We start from the raw sequence: 22,564 nt of genomic DNA on the forward strand, positions 1-22,564 counted from the left end.
CCCGTTTCGTTTATTTCCCAAATCTCCCCGTTACGGGAACCTGGCGGGTACTGGCCTCCATCGATCCTGAACACAGGGGACAGGCGGGAGGGCCCGAGGATGCCTTCTTGGTTGCTTTTGAAGGCACAGCAGGCTTCTGTCTTAGCCACGCTTTACAGGTGGACGAACTGCATTTCCAGACCGCAACGGTCTCCGTACGCTCAGCATTCCCTGAACCTGAAGTGTGCGACTGTGAACTGGAGGAATTCGCAGCTGTCGGTCTCACACCAGTGGTGCTGAACGCCTTATGGTTGCGAATCTCCCCACTGCCACGTCGTTCACCGAGGCGATCCTCATCACGTTCGTTGTGGACCTCGTAGTCACGACGGTCACTGTGGCTGATGGTACGACGCTGTGCCACATCCCGACCTTCTGAACGGGCACCTGAGCCGGACGAGCGGGCATACTGTCCGTTGCCTTTACCATATGAAGCCTGACTGCTCGTCCGGCTCTCCTCACGAGGTTTGCGTTTGTCCGGTACTTCCATGCCGAAGGCTTCAAGCAGGAAACGGGACACATCCGCTGGTTTTCCGTGATGGCTCGCCGGTGAGGTGACATACAAGTACTGCTTGGCCCGTGTGATGGCAACATAGGCGAGTCTGCGTTCTTCTTCCAGCGCCATGTCCAGCTCGGCGTCTGTCTGCTGCATAGCAAGTGCAGCTTTCTGATCCTCAGGAATATCCTGACGCAGTGCTGTACTGTGAGGCACAATGCCTTCACTGGCTCCGATCCAGTACACACAAGGGAACTCCAGTCCTTTGGCCCGGTGGATCGTCATCAGTTGTACCGCGTCACTATCCTGTGCACGGCGCAAAGATTCCATCTCACGGTGTCTGCGGGACAGCTCATCCGCGAATTGGATGAACTCTTCTACCGTTTCGAATTTTTTGACAGCAGCTTCGAATTCATCCAGGGTTTCCAGCATCGTTTCCTTATAATGGGTGAAGATGCTGGGATCACCACTTTCCATGTACTTGTCGTAGAACTGCCTGCGCATCTCCTGAATGGCGATGATGGGTTTCAGTTTGTGCAGTGATTTGATCAGTTTGATGCGTTCTTTGACCTGTTCCTGCTGAAATGGTTTCAGCTTTTCCCATTTCACCAGATGGATGAGCGGATATTTCTTCGCCTGTTGTTGTTCACAACGCTGTATCCATTCCAGACCCGCATCGCGTGAGACGTAGAGCGGACCCAGTGCACTTGGAAGAGCATCCATGGCTCGTGGGTCAAGGGACAGACGCAGATGATCCATCAGGGGTCTGATGAGAGACTGGTCATAGAACACCGGAGAAGCACCATGCTGTACAAAAGGCACATCTTTCAACACAAGCTGCTCAAATACAGCCCGGCTGCTGCTGGCTGTCCGGTGAAGAATCGCAATATCACGATAGGTGTGTTGTCCTTCTTCAACCTGCTGGCACAGCTGGTTTACAACCCACGCCGCTTCTTCCTCTGCATTGGAAGGTGTAGCGAAGCGAGGGGCATCGCCGCGGTTTCCAGCGGCACGTAGCCGTTTGTCACGTCTGCGTTTATTGCGGGCGACCAGTTCACTTCCGAGTCCCAGAATGCGTGCATCACTACGATAATTGATATCCAGCGTCACGATGCGTGCACCGGGGTATACTTTATCGAATTCCAAAATTGATTCCTGGCGTGCGCCGTTAAAGGTATAGATCGTCTGGTCATCGTCTCCCACAACCATCAGATTGCGGTGAGCGGAAGCCAGTTTTTGCACAATTTCATACTGCAGATGGTTGGTATCCTGGAACTCATCCACCATAATGTACTGGAAACGCTTCTGAAGCGGCCCCAGAACAGCAGGATCACGAAGCAGCGCGGCTGCCCGTAGTAAAATATCATCAAAATCCATTTTGCCGCGATCCTGCTTCCAGGCTTCGTAACCAAGCAGAACACGCTTGGCATCGCGTTCTTCCTGTGATTTTTCAGGCAGATCGGTTGTTTCCGATCCTTGCATCTTCCATGCGGACAGCATAGCCAGTAGACTTTCAGGCTGGAAGGCTTCACTCATGCCATTTTGGCGAAGAAGCATCTTCAGCACCGTATGCTGGGCTCTCGACTCGCCAAAGATCTCTTCCTGCACACCGTAATGACGCAATAATGTCAGCGCAAAAGAGTGGAAGGTGCGAGCCTGTACGGCCCTCGCGGCTGCCGGGCGTATGCCTGGCAATGCGGCGATCCGGTCTTTCATCTCGGTGGCGGCTTTGTTCGTGAACGTCACCAGCAGGATACTGCCTGCATGTACGCCACTGACCTCTATGAGGTAGCCGGCTCTTGCAGCCAGTACAGTTGTTTTGCCACAACCGGCTCCGGCGAGCGTCAGAATCGGTCCTCTGCCGTGACGGACTGCCGAGATTTGTGGTGCGTTTAACTTGATGCCGGCCTCTTCCAGAGAACGAAAATAAAAGGCATCCTGTTGCTCATTACCCACGAGTTGCCGACTGGTCTCCAGCGGAGCAGACGGGGACTGGGGCAGGGACGCCGCCGGGGTAACCCCGAGCGGACGGGGGTAGAACGTTGAGTTCGGACTTAACATGTTTCATCCACCTCTGTATGCATTCAGGGATAGGACTATCCCGGCTAAAAGTAAACCATTTGCCCTTTTCACAATCGCATTGTAAATTGGTATGATAGAGTTAGTCGCCTAATCAGGCGGTTAAGTATGGTCAAAGCTTCATTATACCCGAACATATGGTCTTGACGAAAGCCCCCGATTTCATCCAGTATCGGTATAAAACGGGCACCTGCACGAGATTACGCAACTTTTTGGCATGATATCGTATAAGTTATATGCCTGAGCATTTTGCATGAAAGATGTAATATGCTAATTTACTACTAAATAGAAATGATAATATTGGTTTTGACGGGACAGAGGAGGAATGGTCATGAAACTGCTTCAGCGCATCAAAGACGGAGCGAACAAAGCAACAGAGCGTGCCCAACACGCCGTTGAGATTGGGAAACTGAACAACCAGATTGTGGGCTTGCAACAGGAACAGGAAGTCCATTTTACAGATATGGGTCGCATCTTCTATGAGGGTTATCGGGCACAGGATATGACGCGTGCGGAAAAAGAGATGGTGGATCTGTCGCAGCTCTGCGACGAATTGCAGGACGAGATTGATGGTCTGCGCAACAAGATTGCACAACTCAAGAACGAACGGTTGTGCGAGTGTGGACACGTCGCTTCCCTGGATGCCAACTTCTGCCCTAAATGCGGACGCAAGTTGGGTGAACTCAAGACAGCAGCGCCTAAAGTAGCAGCAGCAGGAGTTGCAGGAGCGACCACAGCCGCGAGACAGGAGGCAGCTGTAACTCAGACCCCAACTCCAGAGCCGGACTTCTACGATGCGCCACCTGAGTTGGAACTGGAGGAAGACGAGCCGTATCATACGGTCATTCCGTCCATAGCAGATCTGGAAACGGAATCGGAATATAACAGTACGGAATTTACCCAGGAAGAAAAGGAAGCGTTTGATGCGGAGTGGGAACGTCGCAGAGATGAAGAGATGCAACGGGAACGTGAGCGTCAGCAGGAACTGGACGAACGCATCCGCTACTGGAAAGAAAACAACCCGATCGTGAACACGGTGGACGTACAGACCGAAGTATCACGTGAAATGGTGAATTGTCAGATTTGTGCAGCCGAGCTGCCCAAAGGGTCGAAGTGGTGCCCGCGCTGTGGTGCCGAACAGATCTGATCTGATGCAGTAGAAGCACTGCCGCATCAGTGTGAGGCAGTGCGGGTTGCTGACAGCATGGGGGGACGGGAATATGGACCAACTGCTGCATCATTTGCGTCATCTCGGGTTTACCGAGATGGAATCTAAAATTATGGTGGAACTCGCCCGTCAGGGATCAGCCTCTGGATATGAGGTTGCGAAGCGGCTGGGCGTGTCCCGTTCCAATGTATATGCGACCCTGCAACGGCTGGAGCAGCGTGGGTTCTTGCGGTGTAGTCCGGGGGAACCAGCGAAGTATAGTGTGCTGAAGCCGGAGGAGATGACACGTATGATCTCCGATCAAATGCGTACCTCGCTGGATTATGTCCAGAGCAGCATGCCCAAGAGTGAACCGGAGAAGCCTGTCTTCTATAACGTCGAAGGTGACAAAAATGTGTTTGAGAATCTGAGCCGTGAATTGGCCGAGGCTCAGCATGAGATTGTCGTAGACGTTTGGCGTGAAGAAGCAGAGTTGCTACGTAATGACTTACAGCAGGCTGAAGCTCGGGGTGTGCGGCTGTTATGGTCGTGTGATGGTGGCGAAGGCATGCTTGATCAGCCTGTCCCTTGGCCGGGTTTGCCTATGTATGGTACAGGTAATGGTCGGAAATTTTCCCTGGTGGTCGATCGCCGCTGGTGCATGTTAGGCATGCGCGGTGAATCATGCGCCACACAGGCACTAGTTACGGAGCATCCGGTAATGACCGGGCTGCTGCTGAATCATTTTGCTCAAGAGCTGGTGTTGTACGAATTGGAACAGGATATGGGGGAGGAACTGGAGTCCCGCTATGGGCACCGGTACGAAGAACTCTCTGCGCGTTATTGGTCTTCTCCTTCAGGAGAGGTTGACCAGAGCTAGACAGATCGGCGACTAATTCACCTCTGATGGAGTGAACATGCCAGCACATAGGTACCTATCTTGACGAAACGAATACGTGTGTACATAAAGCAGGCGCTGCCCGAAGGCAGACGCCTGTTTGTGCTGGTTTGAGATATGACAGTGATGTTCGTCACAGCATCTGTTCCTAGTCAAGTCGATAGTAAAGGTATGAAGTTATGCTATTTTTGAGAAAATGAAGCTATGAACATTCGATTGAACTGGATCGGGTTGAACAGGATTGTACACGATCATTCTTTGGGCACGTGATACAGAGCTTCCAGCACGTCCGTATAATAAGCTGTACCATGGGGTACGAATTCCGTTGCCCGAATCTCGCGAACGATACGTTCCGGTTCATCAGCTGCATGATCACTGCTTGACGGGTCCTTATGACCGATGGAATGTGGCGGTGATATCAACGGCTGAGTCTGAACTCCGGTAGCTTGAATGACTTCGATCTCATTACGAAACAAAGCGAGTAGATCATCCAGCGGCACTTCATACAGGCTATCCACCTCGCTAGGCTGCAGAACGTAGGCTTCGAGCGGCTGGTTCAGACATAATCCATAGACGGCGCTGAATTCCCGATCTATGAATGGGACACCACGCACCTCTCCTTGGAGCTGCTGTGTAGCCGTGAGTAGATAGGTTAGTGCCTCGAATGGAGTATAAACACCCAGTTCTTCCTCCAGCTCACGACTGGCGTCTTGCAGTTGTTCACCTGCGGTAAGATGACCTGCTGCTGTAATGTCGTAACATCCGGGGAAGGTATCCTTAATATCACGCCGCCGCTGAAAAAGGACCCGTCGCTGCTCGCCTTCGTCACGCACGATCCAGCAGTGGAATGAACGGTGCCAATATCCTTTGGCATGGACCTCGCTGCGGAGTGAAGTGCCGATCCAATTTTGCTGATCGTCATAAATGTCGAAACGTTCTGGGGTCATGAAACGTATCTCCTTATATAGCAGATTTTAAAGTTCAAAATTTCACAAAGTATGTTTTAAACGAAAGGGGAACCATCGTATGGAATGCATTGTACACTTTCAGGTGATTTATCCGCAACCTCAGGAACGTAAAAGTCTTAGAGGACTTATATTTGTAGGGCAAGGTCAGGAACCGGCTAACAGTCAGTTAAGCAGCATGTTTAAGGATATGGGATTTAATGTACGTTTGGAAGATGAGGCCCAGTTGTTGTTCAAGCCAGTGGATGCTTCGGCCAACTTTGAATATATTCGTGTGACAGAGCTTGATACTGGGGAAGAAGTTTACAAAGAAGATAAAGATCTGAAGTCGATCCTGGAGCATTTGCTGCCACGCCGTTTCTAATTCATGAGCATGGCCGCAAATGAAATTCATGGGGGAGCATATGTAATACATGTATGATAGGCACAAAAAAGGCCCCACCTTTACGGTGGAACCTTCAAACCTTTAAGCTACGCAACCCATAGTTAATGAAGCCCATATGGCTAGCTTTTCATACATAAACCCTAGCAAGTAAGAGGTTGTCCCCCACATCAGGATTTATCCGTAATTCAACTCGGTGCGTCTTTAAACGTTCATTGTAATTATGCTAGAGCGCCGGTGCCTTCAGCTTCGAGCTCTGAAGTACAGTGCGAGCAGCGGGTAGCTGCGGCTGGAATTTCCGATAGGCAATACTTGCAAGCCTTGGTCGTTTTTTGCGGCTCGGGCTTTTTGTGTTCTTTGCTTTTCAGATAGTTAATGCCCTTCACAAGCATGAAGATACAGAACGCAACGATAAGAAAATCAATCATGACGTTGATGAACTGTCCATAAGCAATCACGGTAGCCCCAGCTTCGTTGGCTTGAGCGAGGGTGGTGATGTCCTGTCCGTTTGCTGTTTTGATATCCCGGTCCAGGTTGATGATTTTCTGACTGAAGTCGATTCCACCCATCAGTTTTCCAACCGGGGGCATGATGATATCATTCACAAGGGATGTGACGATTTTACCAAAAGCAGCCCCGATAATGACACCGACCGCCAGATCGATGACGTTGCCGCGGACGGCAAATTCCTTGAATTCGTTAAGTACGCCTTTCATGTTTACATATCTCCTTTGATCATTCGATTCAAAATCTAGGCCGCGTTTCCATCCATTCTCCGTTCAGATCCGCGCTTCCGTTCTCATATTGTACATAAAAAATAGATTCCAATCACCCCCTGTTTGCAAATTAAGACAAGTTTCCGCAACTTCCATGAAAATACTTCTTTATTTCACGGCGTCGATTCGGTATACTTCTAACATTGTCAGTTATGTTTAACCTTTTACATTCAGGTTCGCGATCATACATTGTAACGAATCATGGAGCCAAAAAATTAAATATGCCGTTACTCGTATATGTGCAGGAATAGGCCTGCATGTCTCTACCTGATCACCGGAATGATCGGACTACGGGAAAGATGTTGCAATGTTTTGTAGGGTTGGCATGAGATCATTCTCAGACAGTTTGACTGAAGAGCAGGTTCAAGTGGCTTTTATCTGTTTCTGATTACACTGTTTGAGGTTTCTCACAGCAGGATTGAACTCCTGTCATTCTGTCCAACCAGTACACTTGCAGCATCCATACGGCTTGTCCATATACGTACAAGTCCGTCTTTCCCGTCTCCGGTTATTCCGCAGCGTGTGAAAAGGCGGGCTTTTTGCTTTTTTACCATGCGATTGGAAGAGCATGTGAGCTTCTGTGCGGAGGGCATTCAGGGGGAAGAATTACAATGCAATTGTTAAAAGACAAGGTGAGACAGGAAGGTATTGTCCTGTCCGAGCAAGTACTCAAAGTGGATTCATTCCTGAACCACCAGATGGACCCGGTTTTGATGAAGGAAGTAGGTAAAGAATTCATTCGCCGCTTTGAAGGCGAGAATATTACTCGCGTGCTGACGATTGAGTCGTCAGGGATCGCCCCAGGTATCATGACTGCGTTGGAGCTGAACGTGCCGCTGATCTTTGCACGGAAGCAGAAGTCCCTCACACTGACGGAAGACATTCTGGTAGAGAAGGTCTACTCCTTCACGAAGCAGGAGACCAATGAAATTACCGTTGCCAAGAAGTTCATGAAGCCTGGTGATCGCGTGCTGATCATTGATGATTTTCTGGCGAATGGCGAAGCAGCATTTGGTCTGGCTCGCATTGTGGAGCAGGTTGGAGCTGAAGTGGTGGGTATCGGTATTGTGATTGAAAAAGCATTCCAGCCGGGAGGTCGCTTGCTGAAAGAAGCAGGATACCGTGTGGAATCATTGGTTCGCATCGGGGCACTGTCGGATGGACAGGTTACATTTGCGGACGAGGAGGGCACGAACTAATATGGCACGCGAACGTATCTTTCAACGGCATCGGCATCCAATCAAAACGTTCTCCCTCGGACTACAGCATGTGCTTGCGATGTATGCAGGAGCTGTTGTCGTTCCATTGATCGTCAGTAACGCATTGGGTTTTACACAGGAACAACTAACCTATCTCATTGCCATTGACTTGCTCGCATGTGGTGTGGCTACACTGCTTCAGGTATGGGGAAATAAATATTTCGGCGTAGGGCTGCCTGTCATGCTCGGCTGTGCATTTCAGGCTGTGTCTCCGATGATCCTAATCGGGATGAACAGTGGAGTATCTGCCATTTACGGAGCGATTATTGCCTCAGGGCTGTTCGTATTGATCTTCTCCGGAATCTTTGGGAAGCTTATTCGGCTCTTTCCACCAGTGGTTACGGGTTCGGTGGTTACGATCATCGGTTTAACCTTGATTCCGGTTGCTTTCCACGATCTGGGCGGCGGTCAGGGATCAGAAGATTTTGGCAGCGGAGTTAATCTCATGCTCGGTTTTGGCGTGCTGCTCTTTATCATTCTAATGACTCGTTTTACAACCGGTTTTATCCGTTCCATCTCAGTATTGATTGGTCTGCTTGTAGGTACGATTGCGGCAGGGTTTATGGGCGAGGTTAATTTTGCTCCTATCCGCGATGCAAGTTGGTTCCACGTTGTTCAGCCGTTTTACTTCGGCAGACCGACATTTGAGATTGTACCGATCCTGACGATGATTCTGGTGGCGATTGTCAGCGTGGCCGAGTCCACAGGTGTATTTATGGCTCTGGGCAAAATTCTGGACAAGGACCTGTCGTCCAAGGATCTGGCGCGCGGTTATCGCGCAGAGGGTCTAGCCATTGTGTTAGGCGGGATTTTCAACTCGTTCCCGTATACAACGTATTCGCAAAATGTAGGACTTGTACAGATGACACGTGTGAAGACACGTGATGTCATTGTAGTAGCTGGTGGAATCCTGGTGGTCATTGGATTTGTACCAAAAATTGCAGCCCTCGCACAGCTCGTTCCAGGGGCAGTACTTGGCGGAGCCATGGTGGCCTTGTTTGGCATGGTGGTATCATCAGGCATTCGGATTATCGGCAGTCAGGTTGATCTGAACCGACATGAAAATCTGTTTGTCATCGCTTGTTCTGTAGGTATGGGGCTTGGGGTTACCGTTGTACCTGAGTTGTTCGCAGGTGCACCGGCCTGGGCTCAGATTATGCTCGGTAATGGTATCATTGCAGGCAGCTTCACGGCGATCTTCATGAACCTGCTGTTTAATGGTCTGGGTACCAAGGAAACGGCTGCCAAGATGGCTGAACAACAGGCAGATGCCATCCTTGGAGAGACGGGCAAGTCAGCTTAAATAGCCGAATTAGGCTAGGATTATTATCCAGCAGTATTGTTATGTTAACTGTTATAAATAGACGATTCACAAGATAAATAATGAATCAGGTTAATCATGGTGATATACAGCATGAATGGTTTATGACATACATCGTTTATGCTATGAATATTCAATCCCATGAATAAATGAAAGAGACACTTTTATATGTGAAACACCGAAGATACAGACTCAGCAGAGTCGTGTTTTCGGTGTTTTTTTGCTTTGTTTATCATCAGCATAGCGTCCAATGTGCTGCTGTACAGGAACAATACAGGAACAAGACCTTATGCCGGATGTAAGAAGTTATTCACCTAATTCGATGGCAAGCCATGTTGTATGAAGGATAGACTGTTATCATGCATGGGGATATACACCAAAGAGATAAGCGATCCAATCGCTTTTTGATTACATAACAATAATTTCACTGGGAGGAACGATGAATTATCAACCTGTATTAAAACAAGATCGAATGAAGTTTCTGGATTTGTTTCGAGGGTTTTCCTTGATAGGCCTACCATTCGTAAATGTATTGGCATTGTGGGTTATGTTGAAGCCGGATACTCGTGTAGATTTTTGGATCCAACGAGCATTATATTTTTTGGTGGAGGCACGTTTTTACGATATCTTCTGTTTTTTATTTGGCCTTGGATTTTATCTTTTTCTAAGCCGGTCAGCTCCCAAAGGTCATACCAAGCTGTTTCTCTATATCCGCAGGATGCTTATTTTATTAGCGCTGGGATATATTCATCAACAGTATCAGGCTGGAGAAGCTTTATTTCTTTATGCTATCATAGGGCTGATTGTCATTCCGTTATATTGGGCACCTCGAACTGTGAATTTGGTGATCGGTGTGGTGGGATTTATTGCAGCCGCCGCGATAGGTGTCAAAATGCTAACGATTCCTTTTTTAATTATACTGGGATTGTCAGCAGGTCAATATCAACTGATGGAGAAGATCCAGAAAGGACTCCCGTATCTGGGCAGAATCTGGTTCATTTCATTCATCGCTTCTACGGTGGGGATCGGTATCATGTGGTGGGTTGCTCCTCCGGATGCGATGAGTCCGTTTCTATACGAAGTGATTGGTGCGAGCCTGCCTGTTGCTGAGCAAGCCAATATGGATGCTGCTTTTCGATTAGAACATATCGGTGTGGCAATTGGTCCGGTGGTATCCATCTTTTATCTAAGTACATTACTGAGATTGAACCAGAACATGACCTTTTCCAAAATGTTAAGTCCCCTGCATGCATTCGGACGAATGGCCCTGACCAATTATATTGCACAGACCATCATTTTGTTAGTGGTATACCAACTCATATTTGCAGATGCTGCTGTGTCGTATACGGTGTCTACCCTTGTGTGCATTGGCATGGTTATTGTACAAGTCATCGCGAGTAATCTGTGGATGCGCTGGTTCCAGTATGGGCCGCTGGAATGGGTATGGAGATGTGGTACTTATCTAAGTTTCATTCCGATCCGTAAAAAGCATTCTGAGCCACGTGTTCATGATACGGGGGTGAGAGGTTGACTCGTTTCCCTCGTTATAATCAAAGACGATCCACATCCGGTTGAACGGAAATGGATCGTCTTTTCTTTTTGGAACACGTATACCTTCTGCCTGAAGTTACAGATGACGCAGCTGTTTTTCTGCAAAATCGCCAACCCACGGTAGCTTCAACCATTTCCCCTGCAGGCTGGAAACGACCATAATAAGCCAGACCACTACACCAAGCAGGGATAACAGCGATGCCACCAGTGGTCCGAACAACGGAAGGAAAGCCGATAATACATGCCCAACCATAATGATGCCAAAGACCGTTACAGATTGCAGCGCATGAAATAACACGAACCGGCTCCGCTTCTCCACAGCGAGAAAGACAATCCCACCTACAAAGGTAAACAGATAACAAAGCATGCCGGCAATATTTTCATCCAGACCGCTAGACGATTTCATGGGGGACATCGGTCCAGCCTCCTTTGACCTTTTTAACTAGGTTATGAGAGAGGTGGACAGAACTGAACCGATGAATTTATTTGCCTGTGACGGATGGGGATCAACACATAGGAAAAAGAAAACAGGGGTAGAACAAGCCATTGTACAGCTTACTCTGCCCCTGTTATCGTTTACGATTAAACGTTGCTTTAAACGAAATCGTTATCCGCCCTCGATCTGTCTGCGAGGGTTTGTAATCTTGCCCATTTTATCGGTGTCGTTTTCTTTGGGAACCAACCGCTCATCGGTTCTTCCTTCGTGATGATTATCATATGCATATTCGGTCAGTTTCCATTCCGACTTGCCAAGAACGGGATCGGCCGGGAAATGTTGCCCCCGGTGCAGATGTTCCTCACGTCCGGCTTCATTGATGTAAACTCCGTCTACTTCCACCTTTTCATGAGAAAGGGGCAGCATATCTTGTTCTTTGCGGTCCATGAGACGACGCCTCCTTTGGATACCAGTAATTTAACTGTATGGGTTGTCCGTGATAATATCCCCCGAATAGTTCGGTGTTATGCTGGATATATTAATTCCGTATAGAATGGTGGCAATCTTAACATATGATTCGGAATTAAACTTTTTGGGCATGAAAACCGTTATATTTATTAGAGGAAATCGTCAAGTCGTAAGATACTTCCGAATATGCTACAATAAGATTATGATTCATTCCGAATCATATCGGGTATTTATAGTGTCAGGTACTTGCTTTCTAGCGAGGTTCCCGACCTAAAGCTTGCTTTAAGCCGCGCACACAACTTCATGGATGGCATTTAAGACTTATTCGGCATTCTCTAAACGGAGCATTCACTTTCAACGTTTTGGGAGGGAATTACAATGGCAACGAAAGGTCACAATGAGGTCAAAGAAAGTTTGAGGGAAATGACTCGGATTTTCCGTCCTAAGGATCCAAAAAAATTCGTGAAGGAGTACGTGAGAAAATACCGGATTACGGGTGGATATGAGGAAGAATTGACTTCTGTGGTTGAGCATGAGCTTGTCAAGATGGATTCTTCCGTGTCCTGAAACAACACACAACTCTGATTATACTGTTCCGATAATGAATAGAACCGTCTCTCGGGCGTTAAGCTCCGGAAGGCGGTTTTTTTTGCGTTCCTGCTGCATATATATGGGAGTACACCTACAGCGGGAAGGATGAATGCATGTGGACCCTATTTTGAAAACCAAAGAAGAGATTGGCTACATGCGGGAAGCTGGACGAATTTTGCGAAGTTGTCACCAGCATATTGAGCAGTGGATGATCCCCGGTATCACGACAGCAGCGATTAATGAGCGGGTGGAAGAGTTTCTGGCAGCACGAGGAGCCACACCGGAGCAAAAAGGGTATAAAGGATATCCTTACGCGACGTGTGCCTCTGTTAATGAAGTGGTCTGCCACGGATTTCCGGGGGAAGAGGAGCTGGCGAGCGGGGATGTAGTGACCATCGATATGGTGGTGAACAAAGACGGCTGGCTTGCTGACTCGGCCTGGACATATGGAATTGGTGAAACAAGCAGATCCATTCGCAAGCTGATGAGACGCACGGAGAAAGCACTTGAGCGGGCGATTGCTCAGGCAGTTCCGGGGAATACACTCGGAGATATTGGAAGTGCCATTGAAAGAACAGCCAGACTGTTTCGGTACGGGATTGTGAAGCCTCTTATCGGTCATGGGATTGGTCAATATATTCATGAACCCCCAAATGTTCTGCCTTATGGCAAACGTAGAACGGGCACGATGCTCACCGAGGGCATGGTTATTACGATTGAACCAATCTTTACAAAAGGCAGTTCTGGGGCCGTTGTGTGGGATGAAGATGGATGGACGGTAAGGACGGTAGATGGCAGCTGGGGGGTCCAGTATGAGCATACGGTTGCGATTACTGGGAATGGCCCCTTGATTCTGACCGATGGCACGTGAGATGAAATCAGAGAAGAAGAGGACTTGAGTTGAACTTTCTCCCAAATGCTCCATGCTGTTTTGAGCTTAAAGATAGCGGTATGGAGCGGTAGGCATGTCTTCTGAATGGATATGGAAGAGGTTTTCCATATATTCTGATCATTCTTTTGCATAATAGCACATGTTTTCAATGTGAGAAAAATCACCAATAAATCGAGTTTTATCACCGAAATTTGGCAAAAATTTTCAAATGTAGAGTGTAATACTTTTAACTGAAATCGTTTGCAAATCAAGTTGTAGAGCGGTTTTTTACATAAAGTGAACAATTTGTGAACATGTGTCCAAAGATTGACAAAATCATACCCTCAACTTATATTTAATAAGTGATTGAAGCATATAGAATGAATTGGAAGAATGCGCAGACATGCCCTGAGCAGGAAATCACGGGAGTACTGGAAGCGTTATTTTTCTAAGCGTTCTGTATGATGAAGAGGATTATGCGTATCGTGCTGAAACGTACCTTTTGTTGCCTTTCTACCGAACGACAACGGTAATCTACGAAAACGTAAAAAAGTGGGGTAGATCAATGATGAAACAGTGGCAGGTTGCAAAGCGAATTCTCCCCTTGCTGGCGGTGTTCTCTTTGCTGCTATCCGCATGCGGGCGGGAAGACTTGTCGGTAATGAAACCTCAGGGTCCTGTAGCGCAAGGCCAATATGATCTGATGAAGTTATCCATCGCGATTATGATCGTGGTGCTCATCATTGTATTTGCCATAGCAGCCTATGTTCTGATCCGGTTTCGTAGACGAGCCGGGCAGACTGAGATGCCCGAACAGGTTGAAGGTAATTTCAAGCTGGAAGTAATCTGGACAGCCATTCCGTTATTGCTGGTTATTGTTCTGGCAGTACCGACGGTCCAAACGATTTTTGCCCAAGGCGAAGATCTGTCCAATGACAAAAATGCACTTAAGGTCCAAGTCACCTCGCATCAGTACTGGTGGGAATTCACTTATCCTCAATATGACGTAACCACCGCTCAAGATCTCATCATCCCGACCGGAACAAAAATTGCATTCGAATTAAAAACCGCTGACGTGCTTCACTCCTTCTGGGTGCCGTCACTTGCGGGCAAAATGGACACAAACCCGGATGGAACACTTAACAAGTTCAGTTTCTCTGCACCGAATGAAGGCGTTTACCGTGGTAAATGTGCCGAATTATGTGGCAGATCGCATGCTTTCATGGAGTTTAAGGTAAAAGCAGTGAGTCAGGAATCCTTTGACAGATGGGTGAACCAGATGAAAGCACCCGCAGTCCTTCCTGAAGACACTCAATTGGCTGAAAAGTTCAAAACAAACTGCCTTTCTTGCCACGCTGTTGGTGATCAAGGTGGACCGGTTGCACCTAACCTGACGGGAATCGGCGGCAAGGAATCTGTCGCAGGCATTTTGCTGAATTCTCGCGAGGGACAGGAAGAAGGTAGTCCGGTACTGGATAACATGAAAGAATGGCTCCATGATCCACAATCCGTGAAGCCGGGCAATACCATGCCGAATCCCAAAGATCTTGGGTTGACGGATGAAGAAATCGACGGAATTGCCGAATATCTGGCCAACTACAAATTGGACTATGAATAGAACAGCAAGGACGAAGAAGGGGGTACACAACCTTGGCTCATGCGCATAGCGTCAAGAGGTACAGGGGCTTGATGGATTGGATCACCACCGTCGATCACAAAAAAATCGCCATTCTCTATTTGGTTGCGGGTGGATTTTTCTTTGGAATCGGCGGCATTGAAGCCATTTTGATTCGGATTCAACTGATGAAGCCTATGAATGATTTTGTATCGGCACAGGTCTTCAATGAATTGATTACAATGCATGGAACAACGATGATTTTCCTTGGTGTCATGCCACTTATTTTTGCCATTATGAATGCTGTCGTGCCTTTGCAGATCGGGGCACGGGACGTTGCTTTCCCGTTTCTTAACGCGCTGGGTTTCTGGACATTCCTCTTTGGTGGATTGTTGCTGAACCTGAGCTGGGTTATGGGCGGAGCACCGGATGCGGGTTGGACCTCATATACGCCGCTTTCGGGCAGTGAGTATAGTGGAACGCATGGTGTGGATTTTTACACCATCGGCCTTCAGATCGCGGGTCTGGGAACGCTCATCGGGGGCATTAACTTTCTCGCAACGATTATTACAATGCGTGCTCCAGGCATGTCTTACATGCGGATGCCGATGTTTACATGGACGACATTTATTACATCTGCCATTATCCTTTTTGCTTTTCCTGCCATCACGGTAGGGCTTGTACTTTTGACGTTTGACCGTATACTGGGAGCGAATTTCTTCGATGTAGCAGGTGGCGGTAACCCGGTACTCTGGCAGCACATCTTCTGGATCTTCGGGCACCCGGAAGTATACATTCTGATTTTGCCGGCATTTGGTATTATCTCGGAGGTTATTCCGACCTTCTCGCGTAAACGGTTGTTCGGATACAGCTCCATGGTATTTGCCACCATCCTGATTGCCTTTCTGGGCTTCATGGTATGGGCGCATCACATGTTTACAACAGGTCTGGGTAATGTAGCCAACGCGCTTTTCTCCATCTCCACGATGTTGATTGCCGTACCTACCGGGATCAAAATCTTTAACTGGCTCTTTACGATGTGGGGTGGACAGATCCGTTTTACAGCGGCAAACCTGTTTGCTGTTGGATTCGTCCCAACCTTCGTTATGGGTGGTGTTACAGGCGTTATGCTGGCATCTGCTCCAGCAGACTTCCAGTTCCATGATACGTACTTTGTTGTAGCCCACTTCCACTACGTTATTGTTGGGGGACTCGTACTTGGATTGTTCTCGGGACTACATTACTGGTGGCCGAAGATGTTCGGACGTATTCTCAGCGAAACACTGGGCAAATGGACGTTCTGGACATTTATGATCGGTTTCCAATTAACGTTCTTTGTACAGCATTTCCTCGGTCTGATGGGGATGCAGCGCCGGATCGTTACATACTTGCCGAATCAGGACTTTGACCTGCTCAATCTGGTCAGCTCCGTCGGTGCGTTTCTAATGGGTGTTGGGGTTATCATGTTCCTCGTGAATATTGTAATCACAATGAGAAAACCGGCTGGCGCGCCAAACGATCCGTGGGAAGACGGCCGTACACTGGAATGGTCTATTCCATCTCCGCCGCCGGAATATAATTTCAAGCAGACGCCGCTGGTACGCGGAATTGATGCATATTGGAAGGAAAAAATGGCAGGACATACGGAGATGACACCGGCAGAACCTGTAGGTTCGATTCATATGCCTTCAGCAACGCCGTTGCCGTTTGTAATGTCAGTAGGTATCTTTATCGCCGGACTTGGCTTGATGTTCAGCAATGATGAATTTGGTAATGCATTTATGAATGTCATTTTCAACAATTATATTGTAGTTATTATTGGTCTCGTAATCACATTTGGAGCAATGGCACTTCGTTCACTTTATGATGATCATGGCTGGCATATTGAACCGGAGGATCAGGATGAGAAGGGGGCTAGAACATGACAACCTCACATGCCGAACCGGTGAACGACAAATTGCCGCATGAACCGGAGAAAGCAACGCTGGAAGGCCGTAACAAGCTTATCGCCTTCTGGTTGTTCCTTGGCGGCGAAACGGTACTGTTCGGTACACTCTTTGCTACCTTCCTGGCTCTTCGTGGCCAAACCAATGATGGACCTACGGCGAATGAACTGTTCCACCTGCCACTTGTGGCCGCTGCAACGTTCATTCTCCTGGTCAGTAGTTTGACGAGTGTATTTGCGATTCAGGCCATGCATAAGGGCAAGCGAGATGCACTAGCGTTGTGGCTTGGCATCACGGTAGTACTGGGTATGGGATTTCTCGCACTGGAAATTTACGAGTTCTACGAGTATGTGAAACATAAAGAGTTTGGCATGACCACGAGTGCATTCAGTTCAGCATTCTATACACTGGTCGGGTTCCACGGAGCCCACGTTGCTTTTGGTATTGTGTGGATCGGAATCATTATCGGTCAGCTGTTCAAAAAAGGATTGACGGTCGTAACCGCACCTAAAGTATACGTCTCCGCAATGTACTGGCACTTTATTGACGTGGTATGGGTGTTCATCTTTACGGTCGTGTACCTGCTCGGAAAGGTGGGGTAGCACATGTCGGCACAGGATAAGACAGATCAACAGCCTGTGAAACACCGTCACCGGACGGAAGGGCCACAGAAACACGTCGTGGTGTTTATCTTCTCCATTATTCTTACGCTGATTGCGTTTGCGGCTGCTTCTGCCGGAGGGGTCAACACAACCTTTATCATTATTATTTTGCTCGTCATGGCTATTCTTCAAGTATTCGTTCAATTGGGTTATTGGATGCACTTGAAGGACAAAGGGCACTTGATGCCGATTCTGTTCATGGCCTTTGGCTTTTTCGTAGCCTTTACGTGCATCATTATGGCACTCTATTGGGTCTGGTGGTAAAAGAGATGGCGGCGGCGCATTGCCGCCGTCTTTTCCCCTTTTTGCCGAATGAATCTTCACAAAGTAATGAAGGCAACAATCAAATCAGGTCACGGGGAGGTTTCCCGTATGCTCGGGTTGCAATATTTTAGCTTTAACGACTTATGGAGTCCGCTTATATTGGCTTTATTTCTGATCATTGCTGCGGCTTATCTGGTGCTTGTGGGACCGTTAAGCGAACAAATAAAGGATGCAGAACCTGCGACTGCTGCACAGAAAATCATGTTTATTACAGGGCTATTTGTCCTATATCTGGCTCAAGCTGGACCCTTTAATCTGCTTGGTCACGTGATGTTTAGCTTCCACATGGTAAGTATGGCGTTCTCCTATCTGGTAGCTCCGCCGCTGATGATGAAAGGTTTGCCGATCTGGGTATGGCGCAAAATCGTACGCTGGTTGCCTACACGCCAGCTATCGTTCCTGGCTCATCCGATCGTTGCGGCAGTGCTCTTTAACGGGCTGTTCTCGCTGTATCACCTACCGATTGTACATGATTACGTCATGCTGAATTTTACCGTTCACCGGTTGTATTATATTGCACTGTTCATCACCTCGATGCTCATGTGGTGGACATTGCTGAATCCGTTGCCAGAAGGCAGACAAGCATCGGGGTTATCCAAGATCGGTTTTATTTTTCTGAATATGGTACTGCTTACGCCTGCGTGTGGATTGATTATTTTTGCGTCCGAGCCGTTGTATCAGACGTACAGCAACCCGGCAGTATGGGCTGAAGCCATGCGGTATTGTGTGTCTGGAGATTCTACGGCGTTACTTCGCTCATTCGGTGGGCCTGCGTTCTTCAACTTCCTGTCTTCCGCGAAGGAAGATCAGCAGGTCGGTGGCATTGTAATGAAGTTTATTCAGGAAGGAATCTTCGCCTCGATGTTAGCCTATGTCTTTTTCCAATGGTATCGGAAAGAGAAGCAGGAAGATGATGATGATTCTTATCCTGCAGGAGGCGCAGGGGGGCCGCTCAATCCGGCTGCCAAATAATGAAGTAATGTTCTGACAAGAGGGGGAACACACGATGGATATGTATTTTTGGCTACCAACGATCAGTACTTCTTTCATTGTGATTAGTGCAGTACTGGTGGGGATTGGATGGGTACTGATTATTCGGGGGAAACGTGAGGCTCATCAGTCCGCCATGGTAGCAGGTGCGATTGCAGCTCTAATCTTCTTTGTGATCTATATGTCTCGTACAGTGTTCGTGGGCAATACAGCTTGGGGCGGGGACCCGGATCTGGAGATCTTTTATCGGATATTTCTGATCTTTCATATTATCCTGGCTACCGTGGCAGCGATATTTGGCATCTCCACACTAGTGCTGGGGTTCAAAAAGAAGTTCGGAAAACATCGCCGCTGGGGTAAGTTCACGTCCATGATCTGGTTCGGGTCAGCGCTAACAGGTGTTATCGTGTATGTTCTTCTATATCTCTTATATCCTGGTGGTCATACACGTCCGGTGTGGGAAGTTATCCTCGGCGTATAGAAGTAGAGATATAACCTCCGGTTACTCGGACGTGCTTCACTACTCTCTTCTGAAAATATGAAAATGGACGAATCTAGCAGATCATTCGTCCACGCTTCCTCTCTCATTCATTCATAGAATGAGTTCGAGAGGGGGAAACAAAATGAAAAAAACAGTCAACGTCAGTCAGACGTATCCACGTCTTACCGTGTATTCAGAAGAGAACTACAGAGGGAGAAGCCGCATCTATCGTGGCAACACGGGTCTTCGTAACCTTGACAATATTTTGGATGGGGTGGAGAGCCTGCGCTTTTTCTCAACAAGTTCCAATGCAATACTGGTTGTGTTTACACGTCCTAACTTCCAAGGTGGATTCCGAGTCTTCCGAGGCAACACCAACTTGAGAGATTTGGATGATCTGATCCGTGGCAATGATGTGGAATCCCTGATCTCCACCAATCAACGGTTAACGCTGGCTCAGATTCGCGCAATCCGCAGGGATCGCAGTCTGCCTAGTGGTTATAACCTCGTTTAATCGTAAGTCCTCTTCTTCTAACAGGTGCTAGAGAGCGGCAAAGGGCTGTACCCGAATTGTGTTTACACAATAACGGGTACAGCCCTTCTTTTGTGATTGGGGAATGATGTTTAATCCCCGCTACCCCCACTGTCTCCGCCGCCACTATCTCCACCGCTGTCATTGCTGCTACCACTATCGCTGTTGTGATGAGAATGTGTGCCTCCTGAAGAATCCGAATCATGATGTTTGTGATCCGGTGTGTGTCTAGCATGTCGATCGTAGGAGTCATCTCCCATAATGACCGGATATCCCGAAGCAGAGTCGGTATAACCGTTGTTACGGCGGATGCGGTGTCTGCCTTTTTTGGCAGAATGACGATGAGGCTCATCCCGGAGGACCAACCAGATTACGACGATAAGGAAAAGGAGGACAAATCCGATCTCTACCAGCCAATCCATAGCTGTAACCTTCCTTTCTAGGGTTCGTTACTATAATTTATTTTAACGTAAATTCGTACTGTGTCCCATCCCGTCTTCCTGATTCAGGAAAATTAGGGGTTGACGGGATGAGAAATAGGTCTGTATACTGTGTATATTGATATATACAGTAATCACAGTAAGCAACATGAGTGAATGACAGGTGAAAGGCAGGCATGCATATGAACGAATGGAAGCAGGCGTGGTGGTTGACCCGCAGCCAGATGAGTAAGGATAGGCTCCAATGGCTATGGTCTGCATTATTCATGATATACACTGGCGGTATGAGCGGTGTGATGTTTTTAGGACAACAACAGACAGATATTATTAATCCAGTAGTGGATTCCTTCTTTTTAATCATGTTGCCATTTCAAGGGTTTATGTTCTGCAGGCGCTCCTTCCGTTACATACAGGAAGATTCTTATACGCAGATGCTGGCCTACTATCGTAGAATTCCCATTCCTGAACAAGTGGTGATGTGGTCCAGGCTACAGCAGTCTCTGATGGCGTTTACGTACAATGGAATCTTTTTCTACGGATCGTTATACGTGGTTAACCTTCATGTCGAAGGATTCCGATGGGATCAGTATCTGGCCTTTAGCCTTACCTGTACAGGTTATGGCCTTTTGGTAACAGGGTTCTATATTTACGGAGAGTTTCTGAACAGTGGCAAGAAATACTTGCTTCTCAGTATGCTTTTTATACCATTCGCCATTGGCATATCCATACTGATTCGAATATCAGGCAGTTACGGATTGCGGATTGTAATGGATGGAAGTAAATCATGGGGGCTGCTTTCCCCGATCATGTGGATTTCTCTGGTGGCTGGCGTAGCGGGATTATGGCTGTCTAGTCGTTTTACGCTGAAGAAGCTGGTTCATCGGGATTTGAATTAAAATGAGAATTGAGCTTATGTACGAATACAGGATGAAACCGGCACGGTCAGGTAACAGACTGGAGTGTACCGGAGGGCGAGGTGCAAGATGTGAAAATACCCATTCAAATTAATGAAAATAGCGCTGAACCTTTATACCACCAAATTGAAAATCAGTTAAGATCGTTAATTATTACGGGTCAGTTGGGGGAGGGAACACATTTGCCGTCCATTCGTGAGTTCGCCGGAGCACTGAATTGCAGTGTTATTACGGTTAGACGGGTCTATCAGGATCTGGAGAATGAAGGCTTGCTTCGTACGAAGCAGGGGACAGGTACATTTGTGGCCCAGGTAGAAGCCGGTGACAGAGAAAATTATAGATTAAAGGCCGCACAGGAAGCGATGCAGGCAGCGGTGCAGTCCGGGAAATCGGTAGGCTGTACGGAAGAAGAGATGGAGAGCCTATTCCGGGAAGTCCTGAAGGCTATTTACGTGAAGTAAGGGAGTGATTCATACGTGGAACCCATAGCAATCCAGTTGAACGGCGTATCCAAAATGCGAAAACGCAGAGTTATCGGCCCAATTGATCTGACCATCCCGGAAGGGTATATAGTGGCTATTCTCGGTCACAACGGTTCAGGCAAAAGCACCCTTCTTAACATGTTACAGCAAGTGGTGCTGCCAGATGCTGGGCAGATTATATGGTTTGGTCAGGAACATGATGGGCCACTTCCCATTGAACTGAGACAACAGATTGGTTTTGTGGCAGATAACGCTGGTTCAGAAGAGAACCGGATAACAGCACAAGAAGCGGCCCATTTCCGGGCGTACTGGTACCCACGTTGGGATATGAAGTTGTTCGACCAACTGATTCAGGATATGGAAGTACCTGTTGATGTGAAGCTGAACAAGATGTCCAAGGGAGAAAGGCGAAAATTTGAGATTGCAGCTGCAATTGCAGCTCGCCCAAGACTATTGCTTTTGGATGAGCCTTCATCAGGATTGGACCCTTTTGCCTGGAAAGTGATGGTTGAGCAGTTCCGTACCTTCATGGCGGGGGGAGACACCACGATTCTGATTGCCACACATATTGCAGACGAAGTCAAAAGGCTTGCGGATTACATCGTATTGATGCACCGTGGTCAGTCACTGGGGATGGCCGAGAAAGATATGGTGCTCGATCAGTGGAAAGAAGTCTGGTATGAAGGAGATTTAAGGCCAGAAAGTATTCCTGGTGTTGTGGAATCTTCTATAGAAGAGGGAGGTCTGGTTCGCGTAATTACAACCCGGGTCAGCGAGGCGCAGGAGAGGCTGGAGCTGTCCAATAACCGGGTATTGAGAATCCGTAACTTGGAATTGGATGAAGTGCTGGCATTCTGGATTGCCGGGTATGCACCCGTACAGTGGAAATAACCGAAGGGAGA

General features: G+C 47.9%; 24 protein-coding genes and 1 riboswitch. Of the genes, 18 read left to right on the forward strand and 6 right to left on the reverse strand.

Annotated features, from left to right (window positions below; translation table 11 throughout):
• Nucleotides 1-10: 10 nt before the first annotated feature.
• The gene (locus NSQ20_RS03000; protein WP_340031792.1) at nt 11-2,593 is read right to left on the reverse strand and encodes a UvrD-helicase domain-containing protein; all 2,583 of its coding nucleotides are present in this window, start codon (nt 2,591-2,593) and stop codon (nt 11-13) included.
• Between the two features lie 349 nt (nt 2,594-2,942).
• On the opposite strand from NSQ20_RS03000, the gene NSQ20_RS03005 reads away from it, so the two are divergent.
• Both NSQ20_RS03005 and NSQ20_RS03010 read left to right on the forward strand, forming a co-directional pair.
• Entirely contained in the window at nt 2,943-3,758 is an 816-nt protein-coding gene (locus NSQ20_RS03005) for a zinc ribbon domain-containing protein (RefSeq protein WP_036668598.1), read from the forward strand.
• 73 nt (nt 3,759-3,831) lie between these two features.
• Complete coding sequence (locus tag NSQ20_RS03010; protein WP_036613206.1) at nt 3,832-4,638, forward strand: TrmB family transcriptional regulator; 807 nt, start codon at nt 3,832-3,834, stop codon at nt 4,636-4,638.
• Nucleotides 4,639-4,907: 269 nt separating this feature from the next.
• Here NSQ20_RS03010 and NSQ20_RS03015 read toward each other — a convergent pair whose 3' ends face one another.
• Nucleotides 4,908-5,603: an NUDIX domain-containing protein gene (locus tag NSQ20_RS03015; RefSeq protein ID WP_036613203.1), complete on the reverse strand. Its 696-nt coding sequence runs from the start codon at nt 5,601-5,603 to the stop codon at nt 4,908-4,910.
• 79 nt (nt 5,604-5,682) lie between these two features.
• On the opposite strand from NSQ20_RS03015, the gene NSQ20_RS03020 reads away from it, so the two are divergent.
• The gene (locus NSQ20_RS03020) at nt 5,683-5,985 is read left to right on the forward strand and encodes a hypothetical protein (protein WP_017690846.1); all 303 of its coding nucleotides are present in this window, start codon (nt 5,683-5,685) and stop codon (nt 5,983-5,985) included.
• Between the two features lie 239 nt (nt 5,986-6,224).
• Here NSQ20_RS03020 and mscL read toward each other — a convergent pair whose 3' ends face one another.
• Nucleotides 6,225-6,719: a large conductance mechanosensitive channel protein MscL gene (mscL, locus tag NSQ20_RS03025; RefSeq protein WP_036613199.1), complete on the reverse strand. Its 495-nt coding sequence runs from the start codon at nt 6,717-6,719 to the stop codon at nt 6,225-6,227.
• A 271-nt stretch (nt 6,720-6,990) separates the two neighbouring features.
• A riboswitch (purine riboswitch) is annotated at nt 6,991-7,090 on the forward strand.
• Nucleotides 7,091-7,390: 300 nt separating this feature from the next.
• On the opposite strand from mscL, the gene NSQ20_RS03030 reads away from it, so the two are divergent.
• From NSQ20_RS03030 to NSQ20_RS03040, 3 genes are all read left to right on the forward strand, one after another.
• Complete coding sequence (locus NSQ20_RS03030; RefSeq protein WP_036613196.1) at nt 7,391-7,978, forward strand: xanthine phosphoribosyltransferase; 588 nt, start codon at nt 7,391-7,393, stop codon at nt 7,976-7,978.
• A 1-nt stretch (nt 7,979) separates the two neighbouring features.
• On the forward strand, nt 7,980-9,341 hold the full coding sequence (locus NSQ20_RS03035; protein ID WP_036613194.1) for a nucleobase:cation symporter-2 family protein: 1,362 nt from the start codon (nt 7,980-7,982) through the stop codon (nt 9,339-9,341).
• 457 nt (nt 9,342-9,798) lie between these two features.
• A complete protein-coding gene (locus tag NSQ20_RS03040) occupies nt 9,799-10,890 on the forward strand; it encodes a DUF418 domain-containing protein (RefSeq protein WP_051447297.1) in 1,092 nt (363 codons plus the stop codon).
• A 96-nt stretch (nt 10,891-10,986) separates the two neighbouring features.
• Here the strand turns inward: NSQ20_RS03040 and NSQ20_RS03045 are convergent, their stop codons facing one another.
• Together NSQ20_RS03045 and NSQ20_RS03050 are read right to left on the reverse strand one after the other, a co-directional pair.
• Nucleotides 10,987-11,325, reverse strand: coding sequence for a membrane protein (locus tag NSQ20_RS03045; protein WP_036613192.1), 339 nt, complete (start codon nt 11,323-11,325; stop codon nt 10,987-10,989).
• 192 nt (nt 11,326-11,517) lie between these two features.
• Entirely contained in the window at nt 11,518-11,793 is a 276-nt protein-coding gene (locus NSQ20_RS03050; RefSeq protein ID WP_036613189.1) for a hypothetical protein, read from the reverse strand.
• Nucleotides 11,794-12,192: 399 nt separating this feature from the next.
• Here NSQ20_RS03050 and NSQ20_RS03055 point away from each other — a divergent pair, with 399 nt between their 5' ends.
• The 9 genes from NSQ20_RS03055 (at nt 12,193) to NSQ20_RS03095 (ending at nt 19,808) form a co-directional block, all read left to right on the forward strand.
• Nucleotides 12,193-12,381: a hypothetical protein gene (locus tag NSQ20_RS03055; RefSeq protein WP_017690840.1), complete on the forward strand. Its 189-nt coding sequence runs from the start codon at nt 12,193-12,195 to the stop codon at nt 12,379-12,381.
• Between the two features lie 133 nt (nt 12,382-12,514).
• A complete protein-coding gene (gene map / locus NSQ20_RS03060) occupies nt 12,515-13,276 on the forward strand; it encodes a type I methionyl aminopeptidase (RefSeq protein WP_100526981.1) in 762 nt (253 codons plus the stop codon).
• 565 nt (nt 13,277-13,841) lie between these two features.
• On the forward strand, nt 13,842-14,894 hold the full coding sequence (coxB, locus tag NSQ20_RS03065) for a cytochrome c oxidase subunit II (protein WP_047840266.1): 1,053 nt from the start codon (nt 13,842-13,844) through the stop codon (nt 14,892-14,894).
• A gap of 32 nt (nt 14,895-14,926) precedes the next feature.
• Nucleotides 14,927-16,816 carry a cytochrome c oxidase subunit I gene (gene ctaD / locus NSQ20_RS03070; protein WP_047840265.1) on the forward strand — a complete coding sequence of 630 codons (1,890 nt, stop codon included), beginning with the start codon at nt 14,927-14,929 and terminating at the stop codon, nt 16,814-16,816.
• Complete coding sequence (locus NSQ20_RS03075; protein WP_047840264.1) at nt 16,813-17,439, forward strand: cytochrome c oxidase subunit 3; 627 nt, start codon at nt 16,813-16,815, stop codon at nt 17,437-17,439. The genes ctaD and NSQ20_RS03075 overlap by 4 nt, the downstream gene beginning before the upstream one ends.
• Before the next feature lie 3 nt (nt 17,440-17,442).
• Nucleotides 17,443-17,763 carry a cytochrome C oxidase subunit IV family protein gene (locus NSQ20_RS03080; protein ID WP_036613178.1) on the forward strand — a complete coding sequence of 107 codons (321 nt, stop codon included), beginning with the start codon at nt 17,443-17,445 and terminating at the stop codon, nt 17,761-17,763.
• Nucleotides 17,764-17,871: 108 nt separating this feature from the next.
• The gene (gene ctaG / locus NSQ20_RS03085) at nt 17,872-18,795 is read left to right on the forward strand and encodes a cytochrome c oxidase assembly factor CtaG (protein ID WP_076329705.1); all 924 of its coding nucleotides are present in this window, start codon (nt 17,872-17,874) and stop codon (nt 18,793-18,795) included.
• A gap of 34 nt (nt 18,796-18,829) precedes the next feature.
• Entirely contained in the window at nt 18,830-19,294 is a 465-nt protein-coding gene (locus NSQ20_RS03090; protein ID WP_076329706.1) for a DUF420 domain-containing protein, read from the forward strand.
• Between the two features lie 142 nt (nt 19,295-19,436).
• The gene (locus NSQ20_RS03095) at nt 19,437-19,808 is read left to right on the forward strand and encodes a hypothetical protein (protein ID WP_340031794.1); all 372 of its coding nucleotides are present in this window, start codon (nt 19,437-19,439) and stop codon (nt 19,806-19,808) included.
• A 110-nt stretch (nt 19,809-19,918) separates the two neighbouring features.
• On the opposite strand, the gene NSQ20_RS03100 is transcribed toward NSQ20_RS03095, so the two are convergent.
• Nucleotides 19,919-20,248, reverse strand: coding sequence for a hypothetical protein (locus NSQ20_RS03100; RefSeq protein ID WP_340031795.1), 330 nt, complete (start codon nt 20,246-20,248; stop codon nt 19,919-19,921).
• 200 nt (nt 20,249-20,448) lie between these two features.
• Between NSQ20_RS03100 and NSQ20_RS03105 the strand changes: the two genes are divergently transcribed.
• The 3 genes from NSQ20_RS03105 to NSQ20_RS03115 all read left to right on the forward strand — a co-directional run bounded on the left by NSQ20_RS03105 (nt 20,449) and on the right by NSQ20_RS03115 (nt 22,553).
• Entirely contained in the window at nt 20,449-21,162 is a 714-nt protein-coding gene (locus NSQ20_RS03105) for a hypothetical protein (protein WP_036613234.1), read from the forward strand.
• A gap of 89 nt (nt 21,163-21,251) precedes the next feature.
• Nucleotides 21,252-21,641, forward strand: coding sequence for a GntR family transcriptional regulator (locus NSQ20_RS03110; protein WP_036613231.1), 390 nt, complete (start codon nt 21,252-21,254; stop codon nt 21,639-21,641).
• Between the two features lie 15 nt (nt 21,642-21,656).
• Nucleotides 21,657-22,553, forward strand: coding sequence for an ABC transporter ATP-binding protein (locus tag NSQ20_RS03115; RefSeq protein WP_047840261.1), 897 nt, complete (start codon nt 21,657-21,659; stop codon nt 22,551-22,553).
• Nucleotides 22,554-22,564: the final 11 nt, after the last annotated feature.

It is taken from the genome of Paenibacillus sp. FSL K6-1122, from assembly GCF_037977015.1.
In the GTDB taxonomy this organism is placed as follows: Bacteria; Bacillota; Bacilli; order Paenibacillales; family Paenibacillaceae; genus Paenibacillus; species Paenibacillus amylolyticus.